Annotated in this window: 21 protein-coding genes; 11 read left to right on the top strand and 10 right to left on the bottom strand. The window is 66.0% G+C overall.

Going from position 1 to position 24,279, the window contains the following annotated elements; genetic code table 11:
• The first annotated feature begins 361 nt into the window (after positions 1-361).
• From VT03_RS07975 to VT03_RS07955, 5 genes are all read left to right on the top strand, one after another.
• A complete protein-coding gene (locus tag VT03_RS07975) occupies positions 362-1,357 on the top strand; it encodes a substrate-binding domain-containing protein (protein WP_075092501.1) in 996 nt (331 codons plus the stop codon).
• A 105-nt stretch (positions 1,358-1,462) separates the two neighbouring features.
• On the top strand, positions 1,463-1,951 hold the full coding sequence (locus VT03_RS07970) for a DinB family protein (protein WP_075092500.1): 489 nt from the start codon (positions 1,463-1,465) through the stop codon (positions 1,949-1,951).
• Between the two features lie 102 nt (positions 1,952-2,053).
• Positions 2,054-3,007: an amidohydrolase family protein gene (locus VT03_RS07965; RefSeq protein WP_075092499.1), complete on the top strand. Its 954-nt coding sequence runs from the start codon at positions 2,054-2,056 to the stop codon at positions 3,005-3,007.
• 6 nt (positions 3,008-3,013) lie between these two features.
• Positions 3,014-4,183: an N-acetylglucosamine-6-phosphate deacetylase gene (locus tag VT03_RS07960; RefSeq protein WP_075092498.1), complete on the top strand. Its 1,170-nt coding sequence runs from the start codon at positions 3,014-3,016 to the stop codon at positions 4,181-4,183.
• Positions 4,184-4,676: 493 nt separating this feature from the next.
• On the top strand, positions 4,677-6,050 hold the full coding sequence (locus tag VT03_RS07955) for a DUF1501 domain-containing protein (protein ID WP_075092497.1): 1,374 nt from the start codon (positions 4,677-4,679) through the stop codon (positions 6,048-6,050).
• A 185-nt stretch (positions 6,051-6,235) separates the two neighbouring features.
• On the opposite strand, the gene VT03_RS07950 is transcribed toward VT03_RS07955, so the two are convergent.
• The 4 genes from VT03_RS07950 to VT03_RS07935 all read right to left on the bottom strand — a co-directional run bounded on the left by VT03_RS07950 (position 6,236) and on the right by VT03_RS07935 (position 9,300).
• Positions 6,236-6,535, bottom strand: coding sequence for a hypothetical protein (locus tag VT03_RS07950; protein WP_075092496.1), 300 nt, complete (start codon positions 6,533-6,535; stop codon positions 6,236-6,238).
• A gap of 322 nt (positions 6,536-6,857) precedes the next feature.
• Entirely contained in the window at positions 6,858-7,466 is a 609-nt protein-coding gene (locus VT03_RS07945; protein WP_075092495.1) for a GNAT family N-acetyltransferase, read from the bottom strand.
• A complete protein-coding gene (locus tag VT03_RS07940) occupies positions 7,463-8,143 on the bottom strand; it encodes a TetR/AcrR family transcriptional regulator (protein ID WP_075092494.1) in 681 nt (226 codons plus the stop codon). The genes VT03_RS07945 and VT03_RS07940 overlap by 4 nt, the downstream gene beginning before the upstream one ends.
• Before the next feature lie 392 nt (positions 8,144-8,535).
• The gene (locus VT03_RS07935) at positions 8,536-9,300 is read right to left on the bottom strand and encodes a 7-carboxy-7-deazaguanine synthase QueE (protein ID WP_075092493.1); all 765 of its coding nucleotides are present in this window, start codon (positions 9,298-9,300) and stop codon (positions 8,536-8,538) included.
• Positions 9,301-9,451: 151 nt separating this feature from the next.
• Here VT03_RS07935 and VT03_RS07930 point away from each other — a divergent pair, with 151 nt between their 5' ends.
• The 4 genes from VT03_RS07930 (at position 9,452) to VT03_RS07915 (ending at position 16,044) form a co-directional block, all read left to right on the top strand.
• The gene (locus VT03_RS07930) at positions 9,452-10,408 is read left to right on the top strand and encodes a hypothetical protein (protein WP_075092492.1); all 957 of its coding nucleotides are present in this window, start codon (positions 9,452-9,454) and stop codon (positions 10,406-10,408) included.
• A gap of 546 nt (positions 10,409-10,954) precedes the next feature.
• Positions 10,955-13,957, top strand: coding sequence for a DUF1553 domain-containing protein (locus VT03_RS07925; RefSeq protein ID WP_075092491.1), 3,003 nt, complete (start codon positions 10,955-10,957; stop codon positions 13,955-13,957).
• Between the two features lie 38 nt (positions 13,958-13,995).
• Positions 13,996-15,027 (top strand): hypothetical protein, encoded by a 1,032-nt coding sequence (locus tag VT03_RS07920; RefSeq protein ID WP_075092490.1) that lies wholly within the window; start codon positions 13,996-13,998, stop codon positions 15,025-15,027.
• Positions 15,028-15,477: 450 nt separating this feature from the next.
• On the top strand, positions 15,478-16,044 hold the full coding sequence (locus tag VT03_RS07915; RefSeq protein ID WP_075092489.1) for a glutathione peroxidase: 567 nt from the start codon (positions 15,478-15,480) through the stop codon (positions 16,042-16,044).
• A gap of 94 nt (positions 16,045-16,138) precedes the next feature.
• On the opposite strand, the gene VT03_RS07910 is transcribed toward VT03_RS07915, so the two are convergent.
• The 6 genes from VT03_RS07910 to VT03_RS07885 form a co-directional block, all read right to left on the bottom strand.
• Entirely contained in the window at positions 16,139-17,044 is a 906-nt protein-coding gene (locus VT03_RS07910) for a peptidylprolyl isomerase (protein ID WP_156514350.1), read from the bottom strand.
• Between the two features lie 492 nt (positions 17,045-17,536).
• A complete protein-coding gene (locus tag VT03_RS07905; protein WP_075092487.1) occupies positions 17,537-17,761 on the bottom strand; it encodes a ferrous iron transport protein A in 225 nt (74 codons plus the stop codon).
• 39 nt (positions 17,762-17,800) lie between these two features.
• Entirely contained in the window at positions 17,801-18,043 is a 243-nt protein-coding gene (locus VT03_RS07900; RefSeq protein WP_075092486.1) for a ferrous iron transport protein A, read from the bottom strand.
• Positions 18,044-18,254: 211 nt separating this feature from the next.
• Positions 18,255-18,728, bottom strand: a complete 474-nt coding sequence (locus VT03_RS07895; protein ID WP_075092485.1) for an STAS domain-containing protein — start codon at positions 18,726-18,728, stop codon at positions 18,255-18,257.
• Positions 18,725-20,092 carry a tRNA (N(6)-L-threonylcarbamoyladenosine(37)-C(2))-methylthiotransferase MtaB gene (mtaB, locus tag VT03_RS07890; protein WP_231870627.1) on the bottom strand — a complete coding sequence of 456 codons (1,368 nt, stop codon included), beginning with the start codon at positions 20,090-20,092 and terminating at the stop codon, positions 18,725-18,727. Before mtaB ends, VT03_RS07895 begins: the two co-directional genes overlap by 4 nt.
• A 72-nt stretch (positions 20,093-20,164) precedes the next feature.
• Positions 20,165-20,353, bottom strand: a complete 189-nt coding sequence (locus VT03_RS07885) for a hypothetical protein (RefSeq protein ID WP_075092483.1) — start codon at positions 20,351-20,353, stop codon at positions 20,165-20,167.
• A gap of 502 nt (positions 20,354-20,855) precedes the next feature.
• On the opposite strand from VT03_RS07885, the gene VT03_RS07880 reads away from it, so the two are divergent.
• Together VT03_RS07880 and VT03_RS07875 are read left to right on the top strand one after the other, a co-directional pair.
• Positions 20,856-22,658, top strand: coding sequence for a carbon starvation protein A (locus tag VT03_RS07880; protein WP_197489247.1), 1,803 nt, complete (start codon positions 20,856-20,858; stop codon positions 22,656-22,658).
• A 60-nt stretch (positions 22,659-22,718) separates the two neighbouring features.
• Entirely contained in the window at positions 22,719-24,260 is a 1,542-nt protein-coding gene (locus tag VT03_RS07875) for a thiamine phosphate synthase (RefSeq protein ID WP_156514349.1), read from the top strand.
• The last annotated feature ends 19 nt before the right edge of the window (positions 24,261-24,279 follow it).

Genomic DNA, 24,279 nt, shown 5'->3' with positions numbered 1-24,279 from the left:
ACCCATTGTGCCACGGCAGCCGGGGTCAAGGGGGAACCCCTTGCCGCCGGAGGCCTCCGATGAGGAACCGTGGTACACAACGGACGTCCCCTTTGTGGGACCGGCGTTGAGCACTCACCGCTCGCGTTGTCATCCCTGCGGCTAAGGTGAGTGGGCATCCGGCGCGTTGTCCGCGCCTGGACACTCGCTCCTTCAGTCATCTCTCGACGGCCAGGCCTCCGGCGGGCAAGGGGGATTCTCCCCCTTGCATCCCCTGACCAGGGTGCCCCTGGACCCGGTGCGTGTGGTCGCTGGGGTTTTGTTGAAGCGGCTCTTAATATCGGCTCATCGTTCACCAGATTCTCGCCCACTGAGTGAAAACATGCTGTCGCGCCGCTCCTTTGCCCTCTGCCTCACCCTCCTCATCACCGGCTGCTCCGGATCCTCACCCGCCCCTCCACCCGCCGGAGACAAACCCGGGAGTGCCAAGGAGGCGCCCGCCACCGCCGCCTCCGACCGCAAAATCGGCGTCTCACTCCTCACCTTCCAGAACCCCTTCTTCAAAATCATCGCCGACAACATCGACTCCGAAGGCAAAAAACACGGCTACACCACCATCCCCCTCAGCGCCGACCAGGACCCCAAACTCCAGGACCAGCAGGTCAAAGACTTCATCGCCCAAAAAGTCTCGGCCATCGTCATCAGCCCCTGCGTCGCCAAAGCGATCGTCCCCTCCATCCAGGAAGCCAACAAAGCCGGCATCCCCGTCTTCACCGTCGACATCCCCTGCCGCGAAGACGGAGTCGACATCGTCTGCCAGATCGCTACCGACAACTTCGACGGCGGCCGCCAGGCCGCACGCGCCATGATCGAAGCCCTCGGCCCCTCGGGAGGCAAAGTCGCCGTCCTCGGCTTCAAGCAGGCCGAATCCTGCATCCTCCGCGTCGACGGCTTCAAGGCCGAACTCGACGCTTACAACGCCGAACATCCGAACCGCATCGACATCGCGGTGGAACTCGACGGCGGAGGAGCCAAGGACGCCGGACTGCGAGCCATGGACGACGCCCTGCAGTCGACCACCGACCTCAAGGGGGTCTTCGCCATCAACGACCCCTCTGCCCTCGGAGCCCTCGCCGCGATCGAGAAGGCCAAGAAGGAGAAGGAGATCACGATCGTCGGCTTCGACGGACAGAAGGAAGGTCGCGAAGCGATCCTCGAAGGGAAGATCTACGCCGACCCGATCCAGTTCCCGGACCGGATGGGGATCGAAGCGGTCAATGCCATCGTCGCCCACTCCAAGGGGGCCGACGTTCCCAAGGAGATCAAGATCCCGACTTCGCTCTACAAGAAGGCGGACGCCGAGAAGGAGTTTCGCTAGGCTTGATGGGCCAACGGACAGGGAGCGGCCGGGAACGGGCCCGCTGTCGTTCCCGTTCCGCCAAGTGAACGCCGCTCCGGCAGGACTGCGGCGAGGAGTGCAGGGATGTTCGAGAACGAGATCGCTCTCAATCAGTTCAACCGCCGCTACCTGGGCCGGCTCGTCGAGGAGATGACGGAAGACAACCTCGACCACGGTCCCGCCCCCGGCCTGCATTCCCCCCGCTGGATCCTGTCGCATCTGGCGATCGTCGGCGACATGGGACTGAAGCTGATCGGGCAGCCGACCCGCCTGCCGCACGAGTGGCACGCCGCCTATGGACCGACTTCGCAGGCGGGATCGCACGACCGCGTCCGGCCCAGCTTCGAAGCCCTCATGGTCGCGATCACGGACGGCTACGGATCGCTTTGCGACGGTGCCCGCGGCATGACCGCCGAATGGGCCCAGACGCAGCACGGCATCGAGCGGCTGAAGTGGTCGGGGCTGCTGACGCGGGGCGAGATGCTGGCCCACCTGCTGGCGACGCACTTCGCCGTCCACCTCGGCCAGCTGTCAACGCTCCGGCGGCTGCAGGGGAAGCCGATGTTGTTCTGACCGGTGTCGCTGGCGGCGGCGAGTCGTCATGATGCCGGAGATGGATCGAGCGGAAGGAGGGAGTCGCTTCCGATCATTCCTCCTTCCCCCACTTGTGGTGCCATGACGTCTGTTTCGCGTCGAGAATTTCTTCAGGCGAGCGCCGCGGGAGCGCTCGCTGTCTCCCTGGGATCGGAACTGATGTCGACCGTGGCCAACGCGGCGGACGTGGCGAGCGGCTACGTTGACGCCCACTCCCACATCTGGACGACCGACCTCGAGAAGTTCCCGCTGGCGAACGGCCAGACGCGGGCTGACCTCAAGCCCGAGAGCTTCACCGCGGATGAGCTCCTGGCCCTTGCGGGGAAGAGCGGCGTGACGCGGGTCGTGCTGATCCAGCACCGGCCGTATCACGGCGTCGACAACAGCTACATCACGAGCGCCATCGCCCAGCATCCGGGACGGTTCGGCGCGGTCGCCTGCATCGACGAGGCGGCTCCCCATCCGGAAAAGGAGATGGACCGCCTGAAGGCCCAGGGGGTCATCGGGTTCCGGATCCGTCCCGGCGAAGGGGGAACGAAGCTCTGGAGGGACAGCGCGGGAATCCGGGCGATGTGGGAGCACGCCGGCAAGTCGGGGCTGGCGATCTGTCCGCTGATCGATCCGGAGAACATCGCCCAGGTCGACGAGATGTGCGGCCGCTATCCGGATGCGACGGTCGTAGTCGACCACTTCGCCCGCGTCGGCATGGCGGGTCCGGTTGAGGAGAGCCAGCTCAAGGCCCTCGCGGACCTGGCGCGGCACAAGACGGCCCACGTCAAGATCTCGGCGTACTATGCCCTGGGGAACAAGAAGCCTCCGCACACCGAACTGCTGCCGATGATCCGGCGGCTGTATGAGACCTACGGCGCGAAGCGGCTGATGTGGGGGAGCGACTGCCCCTATCAGCTCACCGCGCCGAACAACTACCCCGATTCCGTGGCGCTCGTGCGGGACCGGATCGACTTCGTGACGGCGGAAGAACGGGACTGGCTCCTGCGGAAGACCGCCGAGAGCGTCTTCTTCCCGAAAGCCTGAAAACCGATGCAGCTGTTTGGACGACACTATCGCCTCGAGGAACCGATCTGCGTCACGATTGAGGAGGGCCGGATTCACTCCGTCGAGCTCCTCCATGACGAATCGGGTGAGGACTGGCCGTGGATCGCCCCCGGATTCTTTGACCTGCAGGTCAACGGCTTCGGCGGTCAGTGGTTCAGCGACCAAGGACTGACTCCCGAGGCGGTCCGGCCGGTCCTGGAGGCGTACCTGGCTCGCGGCGTCACGCGCCTCTGCCCGACACTGATCACGAACTCGTTCGAAGCGATCCGCGACGGACTGGTCGCGATCCGGGAGGCGTGCGAGCGCGATGTGTGGGTCGACCGGATGGTGGCGGGATGCCACGTCGAGGGGCCCTACATCGCGAGCGAAGACGGTCCGCGCGGGGCACATCCCCGGGTTCACGTCCGCGGGTGCTCCGTCGACGAGTTCCAGCGGTGGCAGGAGGCCTCGGGCAACCGGATCCGGCTGATGACCCTCGCGCCGGAAGCTCCCGGCGCGGTCGACTTCATCCGGGAGGTGACAGCCAAGGGCGTCGTGATCTCAATCGGCCACACCGCGGCGACCGGCGATCAGATCCGCGCGGCGGTTGAGGCGGGGGCGAGGCTCAGCACGCACCTTGGCAACGGCTGCCACCCGGTCCTGCCGCGGCATCCCAACTACCTGTGGGACCAGCTTGGCGAGCCGCGGCTTTCGGCCAGCCTGATCACCGACGGCTACCACATCCCGGCGAGCTTCGTTCGTTCGGTCCTGTTCGCCAAGGGGCTGGGGCACTGCATCATCACCTGCGATGCCTCGGGTCTGGCCGGCAGCCCGCCGGGGACGTATGAGTATAACAACGGGCGATTCGAGGTCCTCGAGGATGGGCCGATCGTGATTGCCGGTCAGCGGCAACTGCTCGCCGGGTCGGGGAGCCTGACCGATGAGTGCGTGGCCAAGATCATCGAGCAGACTGGGATCTCACTGGCCGATGCCTGCGACTTGGCGGGGCACAACCCGTCGGCGCTGCTGGATTGTGAGGAGATCTCGCTGAACCCGGGAAGCCGGGCCGATCTGGTAGTCTTCGACCACGTTGAAGGGAGACTGCAGATCCGGACGACCGTGCTGGATGGGACGGTCCGGTTTGGGACGCCGATGTTGCCGGCTTCGGTCTCGTAGAAAGCCACCGCGAGGTCCGGCCGGCTCGTTCGGGGCGTACTTGCCGGCACGGCGTTGTTTGCTCAACCCAACGTGCTACGGCAGCTGGGGTCAAGGGGGGGGGCACCCCTTGCCGCCGGAGGCGCTTCCACGAGGAACCGTGGTAAACAACGGACGCCCGTTTGGTGAAACCGGCGTCGAGAGTTCACCGCTCGCCTTGGAATCTCTGCGGGTTGGTGAGGGGGCATACGACACGATGTCCGCGTTTGGGCACTCACTTCTTCAGACATCTCCCGACGGCCAGGCCCCCGGCGGGCAAAGGGGCGTTGCCCCTCTGCACTCCCCACCAGGGAGACCCTGGACCCGGTGAAAAGCCCGTCGATCACCAATCGACAGGTGCGCCGTCCCGACACACAACCGATAACCAGACTGGTCACACCTTGTCTCATCAGCCATAGTGGATGGGTGCGAGGCCGATGTGGCTCCGCACGTTTGAACGACTGAGACCGTGAAGATGCTTCGCTCGCCTTCTCTCGATCTCCGCTTCGCCCGCCGCAAAGCCCTCCAGGTCGGAGGGATGGGCGTCCTGGGACTCACGATGCCGCGCCTGGCCGCAGCCAGGCCGCTCTCGCACCTGCCGGTCCGGGCCAAGTCGGTCATCTTCCTCTTTCAGTGGGGCGGACCGAGCCATATCGACACGTTCGATATGAAGCCCAACGCGCCGGACACGATCCGGGGAGAGTTCTCGCCCATCTCGACGTCGCTTCCGGGACTGCCGGTCTGCGAGCACCTGCCGAACATGGCCAAGGTCATGCACAAGGTGACCCTCGTGCACGGCCTCCAGCACGACATGACCCACCACAACTCGGCCGGGTACTACGCCCTCTCCGGCCGGCGTCCGCCATTCAACGACCAGCGGCTCAAGGACACGCTCGACCTCTTCCCGGCCTACGGCTCCGTCATCGACGACCTGGCCCCCAATCCCCAGGGGCTGCCGACCTTCGTCGCCCATCCCTACACGATCTCCGACGGCTCGATCACGCCGGCCCAGCACGCCAGCTTCCTCGGCAAACGCCACAACCCGCTTCTGATCCAGTCCGACCCCAACGAGAAGGGCTTCGGCGTTCCAGAGCTGAGCCTGCCCGACGACGTCTCGGCGGAGCGGCTCTCCTCGCGGCGGGACATGCTCGAAGCCCTCGACCAGCAGCTCGAAGGGCTCGAGTCCCAGGCGGTCACCGGTGTCGACCAAATGTACGACCGCGCCTACCAGATGCTCCTCGCCCCGAGCGTTCGCGAAGCGTTCGATCTCTCGCAGGAGACCAATGTCGTCCGCGACCGGTACGGACGGAACACTTACGGCCAGAGCTGCCTGCTGGCCCGCCGGCTCGTCGAAGCGGGCGTCAAGTTCGTCAACGTCTACTTCTCGCGAACGATCGGCGGCCGCCGGGCCGAAGGGGGTTGGGACACGCACGGGTTCGACAACACGCGGATGTACCCGATCCTCAAGTCGTGGCAGCTGCCGCTGACCGACCAGGCCCTGCCGGCGCTCATCAACGACCTCGACGAACGGGGGCTCCTCGACGAGACCCTGATCGTCTGGATGGGCGAGTTCGGCCGCACGCCGCGGATCAACGCCAACGCCAGCCGCGACCACTGGCCTGCGTGCTACACCGCCCTGCTGGCGGGAGGCGGAGTCCGCCGCGGTCATGTCTTTGGAGCGTCGAACCGCGACGGCGCGCTGCCGGAGAGCCGCCCGATCCGGTTGGGTGAAGTCGCCGCGACGGTGTATCAGCAGATGGGGATCGATCCGACGACGGAGATCCACGACATCACGGGACGGCCCTTCCCGATCGCCGACGGCCTGCCGCTGGACGGCATTGTCGCCTGATCGTGGTGCGGCACTCCGTACCGCAGAGCAGTCGCCCCACACTTCTGGACCACCAGCAAGCCGTCCCCACTCCGAATCGCAGAGAACGGCCCTCCGCCCGCGATTCGGAGAATCGCTCTACAAAACAGCTCAACCCGCATCTGAAGATCAGACGCGGGTTGCATGCTGCATCGCCCCCGGAAACGCTAGAACACGTCCATCGTGAAATGGTTCCCCGAGTGGTACGGGTGCGGGTTCGGGTAGAAGTTGTTCCAGTGCTGGTTGTACACCGGAATCCGCCGCTCGACCGGGTACCGGTAGTACATGTGATCGTACTCGACCGGCTTCTGGAAGTTGTGCGGGTAGTAGACGTACGGATAGTAGTAGAACCGCTGCCAGTTGCTCGGCTGGCCGGGAGGAGCCGCTTCGACGGACGGGGTCGCTGCCACGAATCCCGCCGCCATCACGGCCACGCAACAGGCGGCCCACAGTCTGAACTTCGACATCCTTGTCTCCTCGGCGATGGGGAGAGTCCGCGGAGCCCTTCGTCCGCCGCTCAATCACCGCCAGATTCATCGTCCTCGGGCAGCCGGCACAACGAGTCTTTTCGGCAGAATTGTCACGCGGCGCGTCTCCTGGAGGATTCCGCGGGGGATGCGGGAGATGGTCTGAAGCCGCAGCGCAAGTCGTTTGATAGCGAAGGAATCCCGTCGCGACGGGAGGCCCGTCGTCGGGAATTCAACGTCCGGAGAGGAGATTGAAACACAGAGACACGGAGAGGCACAGAGGAGAGGAAGGGAGAGTGCCGCTCTGTGGCAGGAGGCGAGGCTACGGTTGCGACCGGCCCGCGGCGGCCAGATTCTTCTCCAGCAGGGACTCGTCCGGATGGTTTGGGGAACCGAGGTGTTCGAGAAGTTCGGCGACAGCGAGTTCGCAGCGGACGGACTCTCCGAGAAACCGCCGCTGGGCTCCGAGGCGTTTCATCCAGTCGAGGACGCGGATGTTTTCTGAGAGGACCTGGGCCCACAAGGTGTCGACGCCCCGGTCGCGGGCCATCGAGGCCAGACGCGTCAGGAGAGCCCGGCCGAGGCCTTTTGAGTGGTAGTCGTCGATGACCGTGATCGCGAACTCGGCGCGGCGGGGGTTCTCCTCGTTCCGGATGAAGCGGCCGACCGCGATGCCGGCTGCCACGGGGGTCTTGCGGGAGATCGCGCACAGGGCGACGTGGCGGTCCATGTCGACGTCCGTGAAGTAGCGGACCTGAGCCTCGGAGAGGCGGTCGACGGACCGGAAGAAGCGGTCGATCCGTGTCCGGCGGCTTGTGCGGGCGAAGGCGAGCCGGTAGCCGGTGCGGTCGCGGGGACGGAGCGGGCGGATGACGACCGGTTCGTTTTCCGGGAGGGTGAGGAGAGATTCGGCGGGGCGATGGCGGATCATGTCCGCGGCTCCTTTCGGCCCGCTGAGTTTCGAGGGAGTTTTCGAGGTGGGCGGGCGGACGAGGCGGAGTCCGCGACGGGGATCGGGACGACGGTGGCGTCCCGTTCGAGCGCGCCGTAGCGGAAGACGTTGAGGAGGGTGGAGAGGACCGTTTCCAGGCGGGTTCCCGGGGGGAGGGCCTGTGGCCATTCGAGGAGGCCGAGGAGGGTGACCCGGAACAGGCTGCGGAGGATCTGCGGGTCGAACGAGCGGCGGAGGGCCCCTTCGCGGGCGGCGGCGGCGAAGGCCTGGTTGAGGAAGTCGTCGACGGCCTTGTCGCGGACGCCGCGGAACTCGGTGGCCATGTCGGGGTAGAGCTGGCCGATTTCTCGAAAGGCGGGGCCGAGTTCGGCGTAGGGGATTTCTTCGAGTTGCTGGAAGAGGCGGATCAGGCGTTCGTCGACGTTGCGGACGCTTTCGTTTGGCTGGCCGTTGGCGGCTTCGCGGAAGACGTCGGTGACGTGGCGGCAGACGGCTTCGACGAGTCCGCGGCGGTCGTGGAAGTTGCGGTAGACGGTGAGCCGGCTGACTCCGGCGAAGTGGGCAACGTCTTCGAGGCTGGTTTTTCGGACCCCTTGTTTGGAGGCGAGTTCGAGCGCCGCGGCGAGGATCCGCTGGTGGGAGGGTGTGTTACACATTGAACCAATTGTGTAACACCCGTCTCACCCGTCAAGGAGAAACCGTCAGCGTCGCAACAAACCCCTCATCCTTTCACCGGGTCCAGGGGCACCCTGGTCAGGGGGATGCAAGGGGGCAGAATGCCCCTTTGCCCGCCGGAGGCCTGGCCGTCGGGAGATGTCTGAAGGAGGAAGTGTCCAAGCGCGGACATCGTGTCGGATGCCCCCTCACCAACCCGCCGGGATTCCGGAGCAAGCGGTGAGTTCTCAACGCCGGTTCCACAAAACGGACGCCCGTTGCCTACCACGGTTCCTCATGGAAGCGCCTCCGGCGGCAAGGGGTTTCCCCCTTGACCCCAGTGGCCGTCGCACCTTGGGTTTGAGCTATGGAGGTCGTGCCGGCATTGATCGTCTTAAATGCCGCGGCGGGCCCCGTACGCCGCGACATGCAACCGGTCGGAGTAGCGAAGTCCCGCGTCCAGACACTTCCCCATGAGCCAGGGCCGCCGGGTCTGGAGCGCCTCGGTCGAGAGCGCCTCCGGCATCAGGATCACGCGGGACCGTGGGAGGGAATGAGCGGTCAGTGTCTGCTCGACCTCGACCAAGTCCTCATCGCGGCCGCAGACGAACTTGAACGTCGCCCGCTCGCAGTCGCGAAAGAACGCCAGTGCCTCGGAGACGAAGGACCGATCCGCCGACATCCCAGAGGAAGTCAGCTTGGGGGAGACGTTGTAGCGGGGCTCGAACCGCTCGATCTCCGGCAATGGCCTGAGGGTGCCGTTGGTCTCGATTTCGAAGCGGATCTCTGGCTTCTGTTGGCGAAGCGCCGACATCAAGGCCGCGACGCCAGGCTGCTGGAGCAGTGGCTCTCCCCCGGTGACGATGACATTGCCGCAGCGATATCCCAGCACCTGTGCGGCGATGGCCTCAACGTCGAGCGTGATCTGGACCGACGCGCGGGGGGGCTTCCTATAGGCTGGATCGGCGTCGCGGATGTGGGTGAACGACGTTCCCTCGAAGTTCCAGGTGTAGTCCGTGTCGCACCAGACGCACTGGAGGTTGCATCGGCTGAGGCGGACGAAAACGCTCGGAACGCCGATGCTGGCCCCTTCGCCCTGGATGCTGTGGAAGATCTCGGGGCCTTCGTCGAGGCGGGCGAGGACGAGAGTCGTACTCATGGGAGCTGCGGCCTCCCCGGAACGCCCCGCGGATCCCGTGGACCGCTGGCGTTTCGCGGAAGGCGTCGAGCGATATCCTGAACCATTCCCTGAAAACCTGTTCCTCGATGCCTGGCACCATTGTCGTGACATCGTTCGTCGGAGTCCGTTCATGGTAGGTCGTCTGCTGCTGACCGTCGAAGGCTCTGTCGGTTCGCATCCGGAAGTTCCCGGCGTGGAGACTCGCACGGGGACCTGGGAGAGTTTTCGTGCGGGGTTGGCGTCGGCGACCGGGAACGACTGGCACGGCTACGTCCGGACGGACGGCCTCACGGCGGAGTCGCTGGCGACTTTAGCATCGGCTCAGGATGCAGCGACCACCGCCGGCGTGCTGTTCCCGCTGGCGGCTCCCGAGGGTGTTCCGAGCCTTTGGCGCGAAGTCCCCTCGTCGGTGGCGGTCCTCGTTCCGCAGCCTCATTTCACGGCGGCCGTCTGTGTCCGGCCGTCCGACGGGAACTCTGTCGAACTCGCTCCGGCCGCGATCGCGGCCGGACTGGCGCAACGGACGTGGAGCGTCGCCGAAGCGAACGGCCCGCGGATGGTGATTCTCGACACCGACTGTTCGCCCCTGACGCCGCGCCGCCCGACTCTCGATGCTCCGCTGCGGGAGGCGATTCGATCTGAGGTCCAGCGTCAGCGGCCCGCCCTGGGACAGGTCCAGTCGACCGCGCTGTACGCGGGACTGCTCCTGCTGCATGACGATCTCGACGGGAGCCATTCCCAGTCGCAGACCATCGAAGGGGAAGAGGGGCACTACGGCGACTACTGGCACGCCATTATGCACCGCCGGGAGCCGGACTACGGCAACGCGAAGTACTGGTTCCGCCGCGTCGGCCGCCACCCCGCCATGCGACTCCTGGCGAAAGCGCTGCGGGAGGGCGGCCTCGGCCTGATCCCCGAACCGTGGGACTCGCGACTGATCGGCTCGGGCGGTTGGGACAGCATGGCTCTCGTTGATCTCTGCGAAGCCGCCGCCCGCAATCCAGCTCTCGATGCGGTGGCCCGTCGGATTCAGCGGATCGAGATGCTCACGCTGCTGTGCAGTCTTTTCGAGTCCTCGGCTCAGTGACCAGCCGTTCGATGTGGAGACACGATTCGCCTGTGGGGTGCCGGTGGAAGGATGTTCGATCGCGCCAGTGAACCGGGGTCCAGGGGGAACCCCTGGTGGGGGATGCAAGGGGGCAACGCCCCTTTGCCCGCCGGAGGCCTGGCCGTCGAGAGATGTCTGAAGGAGTGAGTGTCCAAACGCGGACAACGTACGGTGTGCCCCCTCACCAACACGCGGGGATTGCAATGCGAGCGATGTGGATTGAGGGAGTCCTCATAGCTGGTACCACAAAACGGACGTCCGTTGCGTACCACGGTTCCTCACAGGAGTGCCTCCGGCGGCAAGGGGTTGCCCCCTTGACCCCGGCTGCCGTGGCACGTTGGGTTTGAGCGGGCAGAGTCGTGACGGCAAGGACGGTACAGTCAGTGACCGGAATTGACCTCGCTTCCAGACCGACCACCAGTCGGCGAACGCACCCCCACTCCCGAGCCAACTCCCCTTTTGATCCCCCTCCCGAGACGGTAGAGTCATTCGAATCAACTTCGACTGATTCATGGGGTTTCCGGGATGGCGCTCACTCGGGCTGCGTGGCTGCTGCTGGCTTGGCTGGGGGTCGCCAGCGGGCTGCGGGCGGAGACGGAGAGGGCGGTCGACTTCGACCGCGATGTTGCTCCGCTGCTCTCCCGCCGCTGCCTCGACTGCCACGGCGGTGCGGACCCGAAGGGCGGACTCGATCTCTCGCACCGCGGGCGAGCCGCGAAGGGAGGCGACAGCGGAACCGCCGTCACTCCGGGCGACCTGTCCGCGAGCGAGCTGTGGCAGCGAGTCGATCGCGACGAGATGCCCCCAAAGAAGCCGCTGACGGCGGACGAGAAACGGGTCCTGAGGAGCTGGATCGAGTCCGGGGCCCGCTGGGGGACCGACCCGATCGATCCCTACCGCTTCACGACCGAGGCCCGCGCGGGCTACGACTGGTGGTCGCTGCGGCCCGTCCACCGTCCCGAGCCTCCGGCGATCTCCGGCGATGTTCAGGCGTGGGCCGAGTCGGGGAACGCGATCGACCGATTCGTGGCGGCGAAGCTCACCGATCAGAAGCTCGCCCCCTCGCCCGAAGCGGATCGGCGGACGCTCCTCCGCCGTGTGACCTTCGACCTGATCGGCCTGCCTCCGACGGCGGCCGAGATCGAAGCGTTCGAAAACGATCGCGAGCCGGGAGCGTATGAGCGGGTTGTCGAGCGGTTGCTCGGATCGCCTCACTTCGGCGAGCGGTGGGCCCGGCACTGGCTCGACATCGTCCGCTTCGGCGAGAGCCAGGGGTTCGAACGGGACAGGCTGCGAGCGAACTCGTGGCCCTACCGCGACTGGGTCATTCAGGCGTTCAACGCGGACCTGCCGTACGACGAGTTCGCCCGCCGGCAGATCGCGGGAGACGTGCTCTCCCCCGGTGACGTTCCCTCGCTGTTCGCCACCGGGTTCCTCGTCGCCGGGGCGTACGACGAAGTCGGCCAGAACCAGCAGAGCGCCACAATGCGGGCGGTCGTCCGGCAGGATGAGCTTGAAGACATCATCGGGACGACCGGGCAGACGTTCCTCGGCCTGACCGTGAACTGCGCCCGCTGCCACGATCACAAGTTCGACCCGATCCGGCAGACCGAGTACTACCAGTTCGCGGCGGCGCTCGCCGGCGTGCGGCACGGCGAGCGGGGCTATCAGACGGACGAGATCCGGACCGAGATCGCCGCCCTCCAGATGCGCCGTGAGGAAATCGAGACCGCCCGCCGGAATCTCGAAGAGCCGGTTCTTGCGGCGATCCGCCTGGCGCGGGCCGAGAACCACCCCGTCCCCCCGACGCCGATGGCCCGGTGGGACTTCGACGGCGACTTTCAGGATCGGATCGGAACACTCCACGGAGCGCCGCATGGCAAGGCCCGGACGGAGGGGGGCAAACTGGTCCTCGACGGGAAGGGGAGCTACGTCTCGACGGCTCCTGTTCCCCGCGAGCTCCGGGCCAAGACGCTCGAAGCCTGGGTGCAGCCCGCCGACCTCGGACAGCGGGGGGGCGGCGTCCTGAGCGTCCAGACGACCGACGGCGTCCTGTTCGACTCGATCGTCTACGCCGAGCGGGACGCGTCGCAGTGGATGGCCGGGAGCAACGGCTTTGTTCGGACCGAAAGTTTCCAGGGGCCGGCGGAGACCGAGCCGCAGCTTGTTCACGTGGCGATCGTCTACGGCGAAGACGGTACGGTCACCGGCTATCGCAACGGCCTTCCCTACGGCCGGCCCTATGAATCCCCGGGGCTCCAGGGTTTCCCGGCCGGGGCGACCGAGATCCTCTTCGGGCTGCGGCACGGAACGTCCTCGGGCGGGAACCGGCTGTTCAGCGGGGCGATCGAGACCGCTCAGCTCTACGACCGGGCTCTCACCGCGGAGGAGGTCGCGGCCTCGGCCGGCCGGACCGATCTCGTCACCTCCGAAGAACTGGCGGGAGCGATGTCTCCCGAGCAGCGCGCCGCGCGAGAGGTTCTCATCAAGGAGTTGAAGCGGGTCGACTCCCGGCTCAAGACGCTTCGGTCGAACTCCGTCTACTGCGTCAATCCCCGCTCCCCCGAGCCGACGCACCTGCTGCTGCGGGGCAACCCGGGGAGTCCGGCGGAGATCGTCCGGCCGGCGGGAATCGCCTCGCTCGGAGCGACTGCGGCGGACTTTGGTCTGTCGGCCGACGCGCCCGAGGGAGAGCGGCGAAGACATCTCGCCGAGTGGATTGCGTCCAGGGAAAATCCGCTGTTTGCCCGCGTCATCGTGAACCGGCTGTGGCAGTATCACTTCGGCCGGGGGCTCGTGGCGTCATCGAATGACTTCGGCTTCAACGGCGGTCTGCCGACGCATCCAGAACTCCTCGACTGGCTGGCGAGCGAGCTCGTCGATGCGAAGTGGAGCCTCAAACACGTCCACCGGCTGATCGTCCAGTCGGCGACGTACCGGCAGGGCTCGCGTCTCCGGCGGGAGGGACTGAGCGTCGATGCCGACAACCGCTTTCACTGGCGGCACACGCCGCAGCGGCTGGAGGCCGAGACGCTGCGGGACACGATCCTCACCGCGAGCGGCGAGCTGAATCCGAAGGTCGGCGGACCGCCGTACCAGGACTTCCGGACGTACACGTTCAATTCCCAGTTCTACGAGATGCAGGATCCGGTCGGCCCCGAGTTCAACCGCCGCACGGTCTACCGGACCTGGATCCGCTCCGCACGCAGTCCGCTCCTGGATGTCTTCGACTGTCCCGATCCGTCGACGACCGCCCCGCGGCGGCCGGTCACGACGACGCCGGTGCAGTCGCTCTCGCTGCTCAACAACTCGTTCATCCTCCGCATGTCGGACACGATGGCGGCGCGGGTGACCGCGGAGTGCGGGGACGATCGGCCGCGGCAGGTTGCCCAGGCGTACCGCCGGGCCTACGGCCGGGAGCCGGCCGGTGAAGAGCTGGCCCGGGCCGAAACGTTCGTGCAGCAGTACGGGCTTCCCGCTCTGTGCCGAGTCCTGTTCAACAGCAACGAGTTTCTGTTTGTCGACTGACGTCTGCGGCGCCACTCCGACGAAGGACGATCCGAACAATGCCAGCGATCACGCGCGGTGCGATCCGGGGGCTCTCTCTGGTCCTGGCCATGGGCCTCTGGACAGTCGCCTTCGGTCAGGAGGGAGTCGAGGTTCGGGAGACTCCCGAACTCCTGACGATCGAGACGCCGGAACTGTCGGCTTCGGTTGCCAAGACGGGCTACGTGATCGGCATCAAGGCTCAGTCGCTCCTCGACAAGAAGACCGGGTTTCGCGATCTCGGTTTTGGTCTCGATATCGTCGACTGGATCATGGAGCCGGGGTGCGACGAGTCGTACCGGGACCGGCTGGAGAAGGAACTGGTCTACGAGTTCGGCAACGCCTGGCATGGCGGGACTGCGAAGCGGTCCATCGAAGGGCCGCAGATCTGCACGCAGGCGAAGACGATGGCGCCGCAAGTGGTCCGCGGGCCGGACTTCGTCGCCGTGAAGCAGGAGTTCACCTACAGGACGGCCGCTCCCGGCAAGAAGACCGGATCGAAGTGGACGCAGTGGATCGTGTTTCCGAAGGGGAAGCGGTACTTCCTTTCGATGGACCGGATTGACGCGGTCAATTCCAGCGAGGCAATGTTCCTCCGCCTCGATCTGCCGGGGCACATCCGGCATCAGAAGGGGGACTCGTTCGAGAAGATCTATCTCTCGTATCACGGGGAGATTCCCCCGTCGGAGTTCGCGGAGAATTTTGCGCCTGACGAGAAGTTCAACTATCGCCGGGGCGTCAATCCGCTTCCCGAGAGGTTCATCCGGGCGTACAAGATTCGCGATCCCAAGTCGGGAGCGTCGGGGCCGTGGCTGGCGGGGATGACGCTTGATCCTGATGTGGTCAGCGAGGCGTGGTGCCATCAGCGGAACTATGTCTGCCTGATCGAGGAGTTCGGCGGTCGTCCGGTGCGGGCGGGGGAGTCGTTCTCGGCGGCGTTTGTTGTCGGGTACTTCGACTCGGTGGAGGAGATGCAGCGGATCTACGATGAGTACCGCGGTGCGATTGGCCTGACGGTGACGGAGAAGGGCTGGTCGCTCATTCGCCGCTGAGACGTGGACGGGACGATGTCCTTGCCGGCGCGACGATGCCCGCTCAAACCCAACGTGCTACGGCAGCCGGGGTCAAGGGGGTCACCCCTTGCCGCCGGAGGCGCTTCCATGAGGAACCGTGGTACACAACGGATGTCCCCTTTGTGGTACCGGCGTTGAGACTCCCCGCTCGCTTCGTAGTCCCTGCGGGTTGATGTGGGGGCATACGACACGGTGTCCGCGTTTGGACACGTACTCCTTCAGACATCTCTCGACGGCCAAGCCTCCGGCGGGCAGGGGGCGTTGCCCCCTTGCATCCCCCACCAGGGTGCCCCTGGACCCGACTCTGACGCAATACGGGATCGAACGTCCAGTGAACGGCGACTCTTGCAATCCGCCTCCACCCGGCGGACGATGCGGCTCCGCTTCATGCCCACCTGCCTTCACCTACCTTCAACGGAGATTCGTGTGATGCTGCGAAGAGGCTTTCTGATCGCCGCGCTGGCGGCCGTGTCCCTGACCGGACTCTACGCCGAGGAGAAGACCGTGCCCGCCGCCCTGAACTTCAAGGTTAAGAACATCGACGGCAAGGAAACGAACCTCTCCGAGTACAAGGGGAAGGTCGTCCTCGTCGTCAACGTCGCCAGCCAGTGCGGCTACACGCCGCAGTACAAAGGCCTCGAAACGCTCTACGAAGACCACAAGAAGGACGGCTTCGTCATCCTCGGCTTCCCCTCGAACCAGTTCGGAGCCCAGGAGCCAGGGACCGACGCGGAAATCAAGCAGTTCTGCACCTCCCGCTTCGACGTCAAGTTCCCCATGTTCTCCAAGGTCGACGTCAACGGGGCCAACGCCCACCCGTTCTACAAATTCCTGACGTCGGAAGAGACCAACAAGGGCTACGCCGGGAAGATCGGCTGGAACTTCGAGAAGTTCCTCATCGGCAAGGACGGCCAGGTCGTCGGCCGGTTCAAGCCGGGCGTCGAGCCGGACTCGGATGAGCTCGTCGGCGCGATCAAGAAGGAACTGGCGAAGTAGTCTTCGCCGGGTGTCCTGCCGGACGGACGATGGAAACAGAAAGGGCCTCGCGTGAGCGAGGCCCTTTTTCGTTGGCCGATGTCTGGCGGGAGCCTCAAGGCCCCGGACGCGTGATCGTGGCGGACTTTCTCAGGGAGGCGACGGTCTCGTCCCAGCGGATGCGGGAGAGCCGCTCGAGGATCTGGGGGCGGACGTCTTCGGCACTGAGCTGCCCCGGTCGGCGTTCGAGGAGTTCGATCAGGTGCACGCCGAATGACGACACGACCGGCTTGCTCAGTTCGCCGGGCTTCAGGGCGAAGGCCGCCACCGTGACCGAAGCCGGCATCTTGCCGTCATAGCCGAACCAGTCCACGAGCCCTCCATCGTCGCGGGAGGGGCTGTCGGAGAGCTTTCGGGCCGCCTCTTCCGCCGTCGTCTTTCCCGCGGCGATCGACTCCCGCAGCGTCGCGAGCTCCGCCTGGGCCGAATTCCATCGCGACTCGTCGGACGCCATGGGAATGACACGGACGATCTGGCGGATGCGGACCTTGGTGCCGTCGAGTTCCGCCCGGTGCTCTTCGAAGTGCTTTGCGACATCCTTGGGGCCCAGCGTCCGGCGGCAGTACATGGCCCAGGCGATCGGGAGGGCCACCTGCTGGCGGAGTGTGGATTCGGTCAGCCCGCGTTTCTCGAGGACCTCCGCCGTCTTCAGCCCGGACTTCTCGATGTTCCGGCGGACGTAGTCCAGCCGGCCCTCGACCTCGACGGGGTCGGCGACGATCTTCATGGACTTGAGGTAGGCCTCGATCAGGGCCCGGTCGATGAGTTGATCGACGAGTGATTCCCGGTACGTCTCGCGTTGGGAGTCGTCGAGGCCGTTGATGAGGTAGAGCGTTTCCAGGTCCGCTTCGCGGATGACGTGTCCGTTGACGGTCCTGACCGTGCCGTTGGCGGCGGGGGAGGAGGACCGCGATGTGGGGGGAGCGGAGGCGGGGGCGGCGATCACGGCTGAAGTGGCCATGACCCAGATCAGTGTCGCGGCGGCAACTCGCATTGGCGATCCGTCAGGCGAGGAAAGGAACCGTCAGAGAAGGGGGATCATAAGGGGGGATTTCCGACGCGTGGAGACCAAAGGGGTGGTTCCGAAGCTCCGACGGCGTTGCCCGCCGACCGGGTCCAGGGGCACCCTGGTGGGGAGTGCAGAGGGGCAACGCCCCTTTGCCCGCCGGAGGCATGGCCGTCGAGAGATGTCTGAAGGAGAGCGTGTCCAAGCGCGGACACCGTGCCGGATGCCCCCTCACCAACCCGCGGGGATTGCAAAGCCAGCGGTGTGATGGGAGGGAGTCCTCAACGCGGGTACCACAAAGGGAACATCCGTTGCGTACTACGGTTCCTCACAGGAAGTGCCTCCGGCGGCAAGGGGGCGTGGCCCCCTTGACCCCCAGGCTGCCGTGGCACGTTGGGTTTGAGCTATCAGAGTCGTGTCGGCAACGGTGCGGTTCGAGCCTTGCGATCAGACCAACTCGACACGGACCCGCTTCGCCTCGCTTCGGCGGAGCGAAAGCCGGTACCCGCGGATCCCGTACTCGATCGGATCCCCCATCGGAGCAGCGGCGAGGTAACGGATCGTCTCCCCTTCCGTCAGACCCATCTCCAGCAGCCGAACGCTGATGCCGTCGGTGCCGGTCACCTCCACAATGGTGGCAGCCTGGTCGCGAGCGAGTTCATCCAGCGTCACAACACGTTCTCCGCGACGTCCCTTCTGAGGAACGCAAACTTAGCCCTGAAGCGGCTCCACCAGAATGGACGCCCCCTCGGCCGGCCGAAGACTCAGGCGGGTCTCTCCCACCGTCAGGATGCACGGACTTCCGGGGCGGATCAGACGGATCACGACGCCGGGACGGACACCCATCTCATCCAGCCGGTGCACGGAGTCGGCGGGACCGGCGACGTCGACAATCCGCGCCTGTTCGTCGCGTTGCAGAAGGTCCAGCGGCAGGACGGGTGTCCGCGAAATCATGGGGCGCCCCGAGTTGACTGAGACTCGATCTCAGCAATGTATCGGAGTTTTCGGGGCGTGTCACCACAGCGGATTCGCCCGGAGAGGCGGAAGACGGAAGGCTTAAGGCGGAAGGTCGGACGGGGCCGCTTCGGATAGGGCGACCGGCCGTCGCAAAGCCCGCAGGCAGAGCCCGTTCCAGTGTCGCCCCGGTTCGTTTGCCAACGAACGATCAGAGCGAAGCAACGATGAGTTCCACCGCCTGCTGTCGCGAATCGGCAACGCGGAAGTACGACAGGAGCTGGCTTGCCGACAGGATGTCCCGCACGGTTCCCCGGACCTGGCAGAGGACCAGAATCCCCTTCTCCCGGTTCATCCGGCGATGGAACGCGATCAGCCGGCCGATGGCCGAGCTGGTCATGTACTGGACCCGGCTCAAATCCAGAATGAGCTGCTTGAGATGGAACTTGTCGACCATCAGGCCCAGTTCGTGCCCGAATTCTTCGAGGTTGTCGTCCTCGGAGAGCTGGGCCTGGCGGATCGTCGCGAACGTGATCCCCCCGAGCTGCTCGATATCCATGAACCGGGTCACGTAGGACGTCCCGGAATCGGAGACGAGCGTCTCCCGCCTGACCGGTTCGCCAGCCAGAGAACCCGGCAGCGTTTCCGGCGTCACGTCATTTCCCTCGGCATTGGTTGCCATCATCGAATCGCCTCAAGCCCGTCCGGACGGACCGCCACAGCGGTACCCCGGACAAGGGTTCCCCGGTCGCTTTGCGTTCCCGGGATTGTTACGGGGGCGTACGTTCGATCCGTCCCCGATGCCCACCCTCCTGGCAAGATTCGCTCAATCATCACTTCTACGGAGCGCCCGACTTGCCCTTCATAGTAATCCCGGGCGAGTCGCTTTTCCAGATCCGTCAGGGTCTGCATCCGCTGCTTTCGCACGTTCGGCGGGACCGGATCGGGCAACGTCGCGGCCGGCGTACCCCGCCGCGGGCTGAACGGGAAGGCGTGGATTTTCATGAAACGGGCCTGGCGGCACGTTTCGAGCGTCTCCTCGAACTCGGCGTCGGTCTCTCCCGGGAATCCGACAATGACATCCGTCGAGTAGGCGACGTTCGGGAGGATCTCTCGAATCCGGTTGAGCTTGTTCAGGAACGCCGCCACGCGGTACCGCCGTCGCATGCGGGTCAGGACTCCGTCGGAACCGCTCTGGAGGGCCGGGTGGAACTGCGGGCAGAGGTGTTCGCAGTCGGCGGCGGCGCGAAAGAAGTCCTCGTCGACTTCGTTCGCCTCGATGCTCGACAGCCGCATTCGCCAGTCACCGGGGATCGCGTCGAGTCGCCGCAGGAGGTGCCACAGGCGGAACGGCGGAAGGCCGGACTTTCCCCGCGTCGTCTCGACGCCGTAGTGGCCGACGTGAATCCCGCTGATGACGATTTCCTGGTAGCCGCGGTCGATCAGGCGGCGGACTTCGTCCTCGATCTGTTCCGGGGGGCGGCTCGTCAGCCGCGGGCGGACCTGCGGGATGATGCAGTATGTGCAGCGGAGCAGGCAGCCGTCCTGGACCTTGAGATAGGCTCGGCGGTGGCCGTCGAAGCGGCTGATGCCGGACGGGATGTCGCGGACCCCTTCCCGGTAGAGGACATCGGGGAGTTCGCGTTTGTCGGTGACGACCTCGAAGACTCCCGGGAGCTCCCGGATTTCTTCCGGGGCGCGGGTGGCGTAGCAGCCCATGACGATCGTCTTCGTCCCGGGGTTTTCCCGGGCGAGGCGGCGGATGATCTGCCGGGAGTCGGCGTCCCCCTGCGAGGTGACGGTGCAGGTGTTGACGACGCAGACGTCGGCCGGTTCGGCCTCGGCGGCCTCGCGGAATCCGTTCTGTTCGAACGCCTCTTTGACGAGCTGCGTCTCGTACTGGTTGACCTTGCAGCCCAGCGTGACGAGTCGGACGGTTCGGTCGGTGAGGAGCATGAGCGGCGAGACGGAAGACTTAAGGCTGAAGGCGGAAGGTAGAGGTGGGGAGGGGGGAGCGTCGAGCGCGGGGAGGGGCGGTGGTCGGGACATTCTCGGCAGGGAGTGGACAGCCCGGCCCGCGCTTCGGGTCTCAATGTCGCGTTCTGTCGTCCCGTTTTGCCGTCATTTGGATGACGCGCCTTTGCGGAGGCCGGCCGTGGCGAGTCCGGCGACGATCAGGAGAGCGAGCGGCGAGATGAGAACCGGCAGGGATTCGAGGCCGCGGTCCCCTCCGAAGATCAGGGCGAGTGCGCCGACCACGAGGCCCGCGGCTCCGCAGAGGACGGACAGTCTGAGGAGGACTTTCGCCATCGATGGACCTCGTCGCGGGTTTTGGGCCGGCTTGATTATAGGCTCGTGGGAGCGAAATGCCCTCTCCGCTGACTCGAACTGCGTCCTTGCCGGCGCGGCGTCCATAGCTCAATCCCATCGTGCGACGGCAGCCGGGGTCAAGGGGGTCACCCCTTGCCGCCGGAGGCACTCCTGTGAGGAACCGTGGTAAACAACGGATATCCCCTTTGTGGGACCGGCGTTGGGGACTCAACGTTCGCTTTGCAGTCGCGGCGGGTTGGTGAGGGGGCATACGACACGTTGTCCGCGCTTGGACACGCGCTCCTTCCGAGATCTCTCGACGGCCAGGCCTCCGGCGGGCAAAGGGGCCAGGAAAACAACACAGGCCCCTCTGCACTCCCCACCAGGGTGCCCCTGGACCCGGTGAGATGGGCTTCAGCCACCTTCCACCATCGTGCCCACGCTCCCCGAAGTCGATACACTGAACCCAGCGACTCACCCTTCCGGGCATCACGATATGGAAATGCAGGCCATCGTTCTGGCATCCGCGGTCATCCTGACCGTGGCCTACTTCACCTACGGACGGCTCCTCAGCCGCCTGTTCCAACTCAACGAACAGACAGAAACCCCCGCCGTCACCCTGCGGGATGACCTCGACTACGTCCCCTGCGAGCCCGCACCCCTCCTCAGCCAGCACTTCTCCGCCATCGCCGCCGCCGGACCCATCGTCGGCCCCATCCTCGCCGGCGTCTCCTTCGGCTGGCTCCCCGCCCTCCTCTGGATCCTCATCGGCTCGATCTTCATCGGCGGCGTCCACGACCTCGGAGCCCTCGTCGCCTCCGTCCGCCACCGCGCCACCTCCATCATCGAAGTCGTCCGCATCCATATCAGCGGACGGGCCTACATGCTCTTCCTGGTCTTCGTCTGGCTGGCGCTCGTCTACATCGTCGTCGCCTTCACCGACATGACCGCCAATATGTTCATCGGGGCCATGGATCCCGTCACCGGTGTCTCCTACAAGGCCGCCGCCGACGTCCCCGCAGGAGCCGCGGGGGGAACCGGAACGATCGTCTTCAACGGCGGCATCGCCACCTCCTCCCTGATCTACCTCATCCTGCCGATGATCATGGGCCTCGTCGTCCGATCGGGCGCGATGTCGATGGAACGGGCCACCTGGATCTTCCTCCCCCTCGTCGGCCTCGCCATCTGGGGAGGCCAGTACGTCCCCTTCAACCTCGACCAGGTCATTCAGCGCTGGAATCCGAGCCTGACCTCCGCCGAGGCAGCGACCTACGCCGTCCGGGGATGGGATGTCTTCCTGCTGCTCTACTGCGCCGTGGCATCGGTCACCCCGATGTGGCTCCTCCTCCAACCCCGCGGACAGCTCGGCGGCTATTTCCTCTACGCAGCCCTTGCTGCCGGCGCGCTGGGAATCGTTCTGGGAGGCCAGCCGATCGGCCAGCCCGCCTGGACAAGCTGGTCGACCCCGCGCGGGACCGTGGTTCCGATGCTGTTCATCACGATCGCCTGCGGCGCCTGCTCAGGGTTCCACTCGCTGATCTGCTCGGGGACGACGTCCAAGCAGCTCCGGAATGAGAAAGACGCCAAGCCGATCGGCTACGGCGCGATGCTCCTCGAGGCGATGGTCGCCATCGTCTCGCTCTGTTGCGTCATGATGATTCCCGCCGGCAGCGCAGTGGCGGGGAAGGATCCGAACTTCATCTACGCCAACGGCATCGGGACCTTCCTTGAGAAGATCCACCTGTCGAAGACGCTCGGCGTCGCCTTCGCCCTGATGGCCTTCAACACGTTCGTCTACGACACGCTCGACGTCTGCACGCGGCTCGGCCGGTTCATCATTCAGGAACTGACCGGGTGGCGGAGTGCCGCCGGGCGGTGGTTCGGCACCATCCTCACCGCCGGCGTTCCCGCGTTCTTCGTCATGAAGACCGTCACGAACGCTTCGGGGAAGGTCGTGCCGGTGTGGTCGGTCTTCTGGCCGCTGTTCGGGGCGAGCAACCAGCTCCTCGCCGCTCTGACGCTTGTCGGCGTCACGGTCTGGCTGTGGCGGACGCGGCGGGCGCTGTGGGTCTTCCCGGTCGTCGGGATTCCCGCCGTGCTGATGTATGTGATGAGCCTCTGGGCGCTCGTCTCGATTGTCCGTGGTCAGTTCGCCAACGGCGTCAGCGGCGACCCGGTGGCGTGGATCTCCGTGACCCTGATCGCCCTCGCGGTCCTGGTCCTCATCGAAGCCCTGCTGGCCCTTGTCCGTCGCGACACCCCCACCAGCCCGTCGCAGCCCGTTCTCGTTCCGGCCGCGACCTAGCGACGCGTCGGCTTCCGCCCGGCACGACGAATCCTCTGTCTCAAAGGACTGTCCCCGCGAATGGATCTGCGCTCCCGATTGTCCGCCGGCGCCCGCCGCGTCGTTGACGACGCCCTCCGGCTGGCCCGCAACGCCGAGGACCTGACCGGCGGCCACCTGATCTGGGCGATGTGGATCGACGAGAGCCGCGCGGCCGACATCCTGTCCCGCGCCGGGACCACGCCGGAGATCCTCGCTGCTGTCTTCGGGCACCCCGAGCGAGACACCGCGGCGGAAGACGCCAGCGCATCGCCCGAGTACCCGCGGACGGTCCTGTTCCGCGCCATTGTCGACGAGGCCCACCGGCACGCCGTCGAAGAGGCGACCGGCAGCGAGATCCTGACCGAACACCTCCTCCGGGCGGTGATCTCGACCGACGCGGCCCTGTCGCGGCGGCTGGAGCAGGAAGGGGTCCGGATCGGCGAACTGCATACTCAGTTTGCGGTCCGCGAAGAGCGGAACGCCTCTCCACTGGAAACGGAGGTCCGCCTGCGGACGTACCAGCCTCCGGTCACCGAGCGGGTCACACAGCTCCGGCTCCTCGACGCCGCATTCAACCGCTGCCGCGAGGGGCTGCGGGTCCTCGAAGACTACGTCCGCTTCACGCGGGATGACCCGCGGCTGACGTCGCTCATCAAGGAGATCCGGCACGGTCTCGTCCCGTTGTCGAAGCGGCTCGGCGTCGACGATGCCCTCTCGGCTCGCGACACCGCGCGGGACGTCGGGACCGCGATCCACACCGGCTCCGAGATGTCGAAGGACTCGATCGTCGATGTCCTGCGAGCGAACGCGCGGCGCGTGCAGGAGTCGCTTCGGTCGATCGAAGAGTTTGCGAAGCTCAGCGACACCGAGGTAGCGGCCAGCGCCGGTCAGCTCCGTTACGACGCCTACACGCTGGAACGGACGCTCCTCGCCGCCGCCGGACGGGCTGAACGGTTGGCTCAGTGCCGGTTGTACCTGCTCGTGACCGACCGGCTTTGTCCGGGGGGGATGGGGGAGACAATCGACTCCGCGATCGCGGGCGGTGTCGATGTGGTGCAGCTCCGCGAGAAGAACCTCTCGGAACGGCGGCTCCTCGAACTGACCCGTTACGTCCGCGACTGGACCGCCGAGCGCGAGGTCCTGTTCATCATGAACGACCGCCCCGATATCGCGGCCCTCGTTCACGCCGACGGGCTGCATCTCGGCCAGGACGATCTCTCGGTCGACGACGCACGCCGGATCGTCGGGAGCGAGATGCTGATCGGCGTCTCGACGCACCACATCGACCAGGCCCGGCAGGCGGTCCTGGACGGAGCGGACTACCTGGGGGTCGGCCCCTGCTTCCCGTCGCAGACGAAGTCTTTCGAGGACTTCCCCGGGATGGAGTACGTGCGGCAGATCGCAGCCGAAATCCGGCTGCCGTGGTTCGCCATCGGCGGGATCTCCCGCGAGACTCTTCCCGTCCTCCTGGCCGCCGGTGGACGGCGGGCCGCGGTGAGTAACGCGATCTGCGCCGCCGAGTCCCCAGCCGACGCCGCGCAGGAGCTGCGAACGATCCTCGATGCCGCGCCGCTTTCCTAGTCGATAAGAGAGAGCGAAC

This window comes from Planctomyces sp. SH-PL14 (genome assembly GCF_001610835.1).
Taxonomy (GTDB): Bacteria; Planctomycetota; Planctomycetia; order Planctomycetales; family Planctomycetaceae; genus Planctomyces_A.
This window is presented reverse-complemented; position numbering and strand designations above follow the sequence as displayed.

What these genes read in the sequence shown, in the direction of transcription:
- VT03_RS07975 (WP_075092501.1), top strand. Translation starts at nt 362, where the DNA reads ATGCTGTCGCGCCGCTCCTTTGCCCTCTGCCTCACCCTCCTCATCACC.
- VT03_RS07970 (WP_075092500.1), top strand. Translation starts at nt 1,463, where the DNA reads ATGTTCGAGAACGAGATCGCTCTCAATCAGTTCAACCGCCGCTACCTG.
- VT03_RS07965 (WP_075092499.1), top strand. Translation starts at nt 2,054, where the DNA reads ATGACGTCTGTTTCGCGTCGAGAATTTCTTCAGGCGAGCGCCGCGGGA.
- VT03_RS07960 (WP_075092498.1), top strand. Translation starts at nt 3,014, where the DNA reads ATGCAGCTGTTTGGACGACACTATCGCCTCGAGGAACCGATCTGCGTC.
- VT03_RS07955 (WP_075092497.1), top strand. Translation starts at nt 4,677, where the DNA reads ATGCTTCGCTCGCCTTCTCTCGATCTCCGCTTCGCCCGCCGCAAAGCC.
- VT03_RS07950 (WP_075092496.1), bottom strand. Translation starts at nt 6,535, where the DNA reads ATGTCGAAGTTCAGACTGTGGGCCGCCTGTTGCGTGGCCGTGATGGCG.
- VT03_RS07945 (WP_075092495.1), bottom strand. Translation starts at nt 7,466, where the DNA reads ATGATCCGCCATCGCCCCGCCGAATCTCTCCTCACCCTCCCGGAAAAC.
- VT03_RS07940 (WP_075092494.1), bottom strand. Translation starts at nt 8,143, where the DNA reads ATGTGTAACACACCCTCCCACCAGCGGATCCTCGCCGCGGCGCTCGAA.
- VT03_RS07935 (WP_075092493.1), bottom strand. Translation starts at nt 9,300, where the DNA reads ATGAGTACGACTCTCGTCCTCGCCCGCCTCGACGAAGGCCCCGAGATC.
- VT03_RS07930 (WP_075092492.1), top strand. Translation starts at nt 9,452, where the DNA reads ATGGTAGGTCGTCTGCTGCTGACCGTCGAAGGCTCTGTCGGTTCGCAT.
- VT03_RS07925 (WP_075092491.1), top strand. Translation starts at nt 10,955, where the DNA reads ATGGCGCTCACTCGGGCTGCGTGGCTGCTGCTGGCTTGGCTGGGGGTC.
- VT03_RS07920 (WP_075092490.1), top strand. Translation starts at nt 13,996, where the DNA reads ATGCCAGCGATCACGCGCGGTGCGATCCGGGGGCTCTCTCTGGTCCTG.
- VT03_RS07915 (WP_075092489.1), top strand. Translation starts at nt 15,478, where the DNA reads ATGCTGCGAAGAGGCTTTCTGATCGCCGCGCTGGCGGCCGTGTCCCTG.
- VT03_RS07910 (WP_156514350.1), bottom strand. Translation starts at nt 17,044, where the DNA reads ATGGCCACTTCAGCCGTGATCGCCGCCCCCGCCTCCGCTCCCCCCACA.
- VT03_RS07900 (WP_075092486.1), bottom strand. Translation starts at nt 18,043, where the DNA reads ATGATTTCGCGGACACCCGTCCTGCCGCTGGACCTTCTGCAACGCGAC.
- VT03_RS07895 (WP_075092485.1), bottom strand. Translation starts at nt 18,728, where the DNA reads ATGATGGCAACCAATGCCGAGGGAAATGACGTGACGCCGGAAACGCTG.
- mtaB (WP_231870627.1), bottom strand. Translation starts at nt 20,092, where the DNA reads ATGTCCCGACCACCGCCCCTCCCCGCGCTCGACGCTCCCCCCTCCCCA.
- VT03_RS07885 (WP_075092483.1), bottom strand. Translation starts at nt 20,353, where the DNA reads ATGGCGAAAGTCCTCCTCAGACTGTCCGTCCTCTGCGGAGCCGCGGGC.
- VT03_RS07880 (WP_197489247.1), top strand. Translation starts at nt 20,856, where the DNA reads ATGCAGGCCATCGTTCTGGCATCCGCGGTCATCCTGACCGTGGCCTAC.
- VT03_RS07875 (WP_156514349.1), top strand. Translation starts at nt 22,719, where the DNA reads ATGGATCTGCGCTCCCGATTGTCCGCCGGCGCCCGCCGCGTCGTTGAC.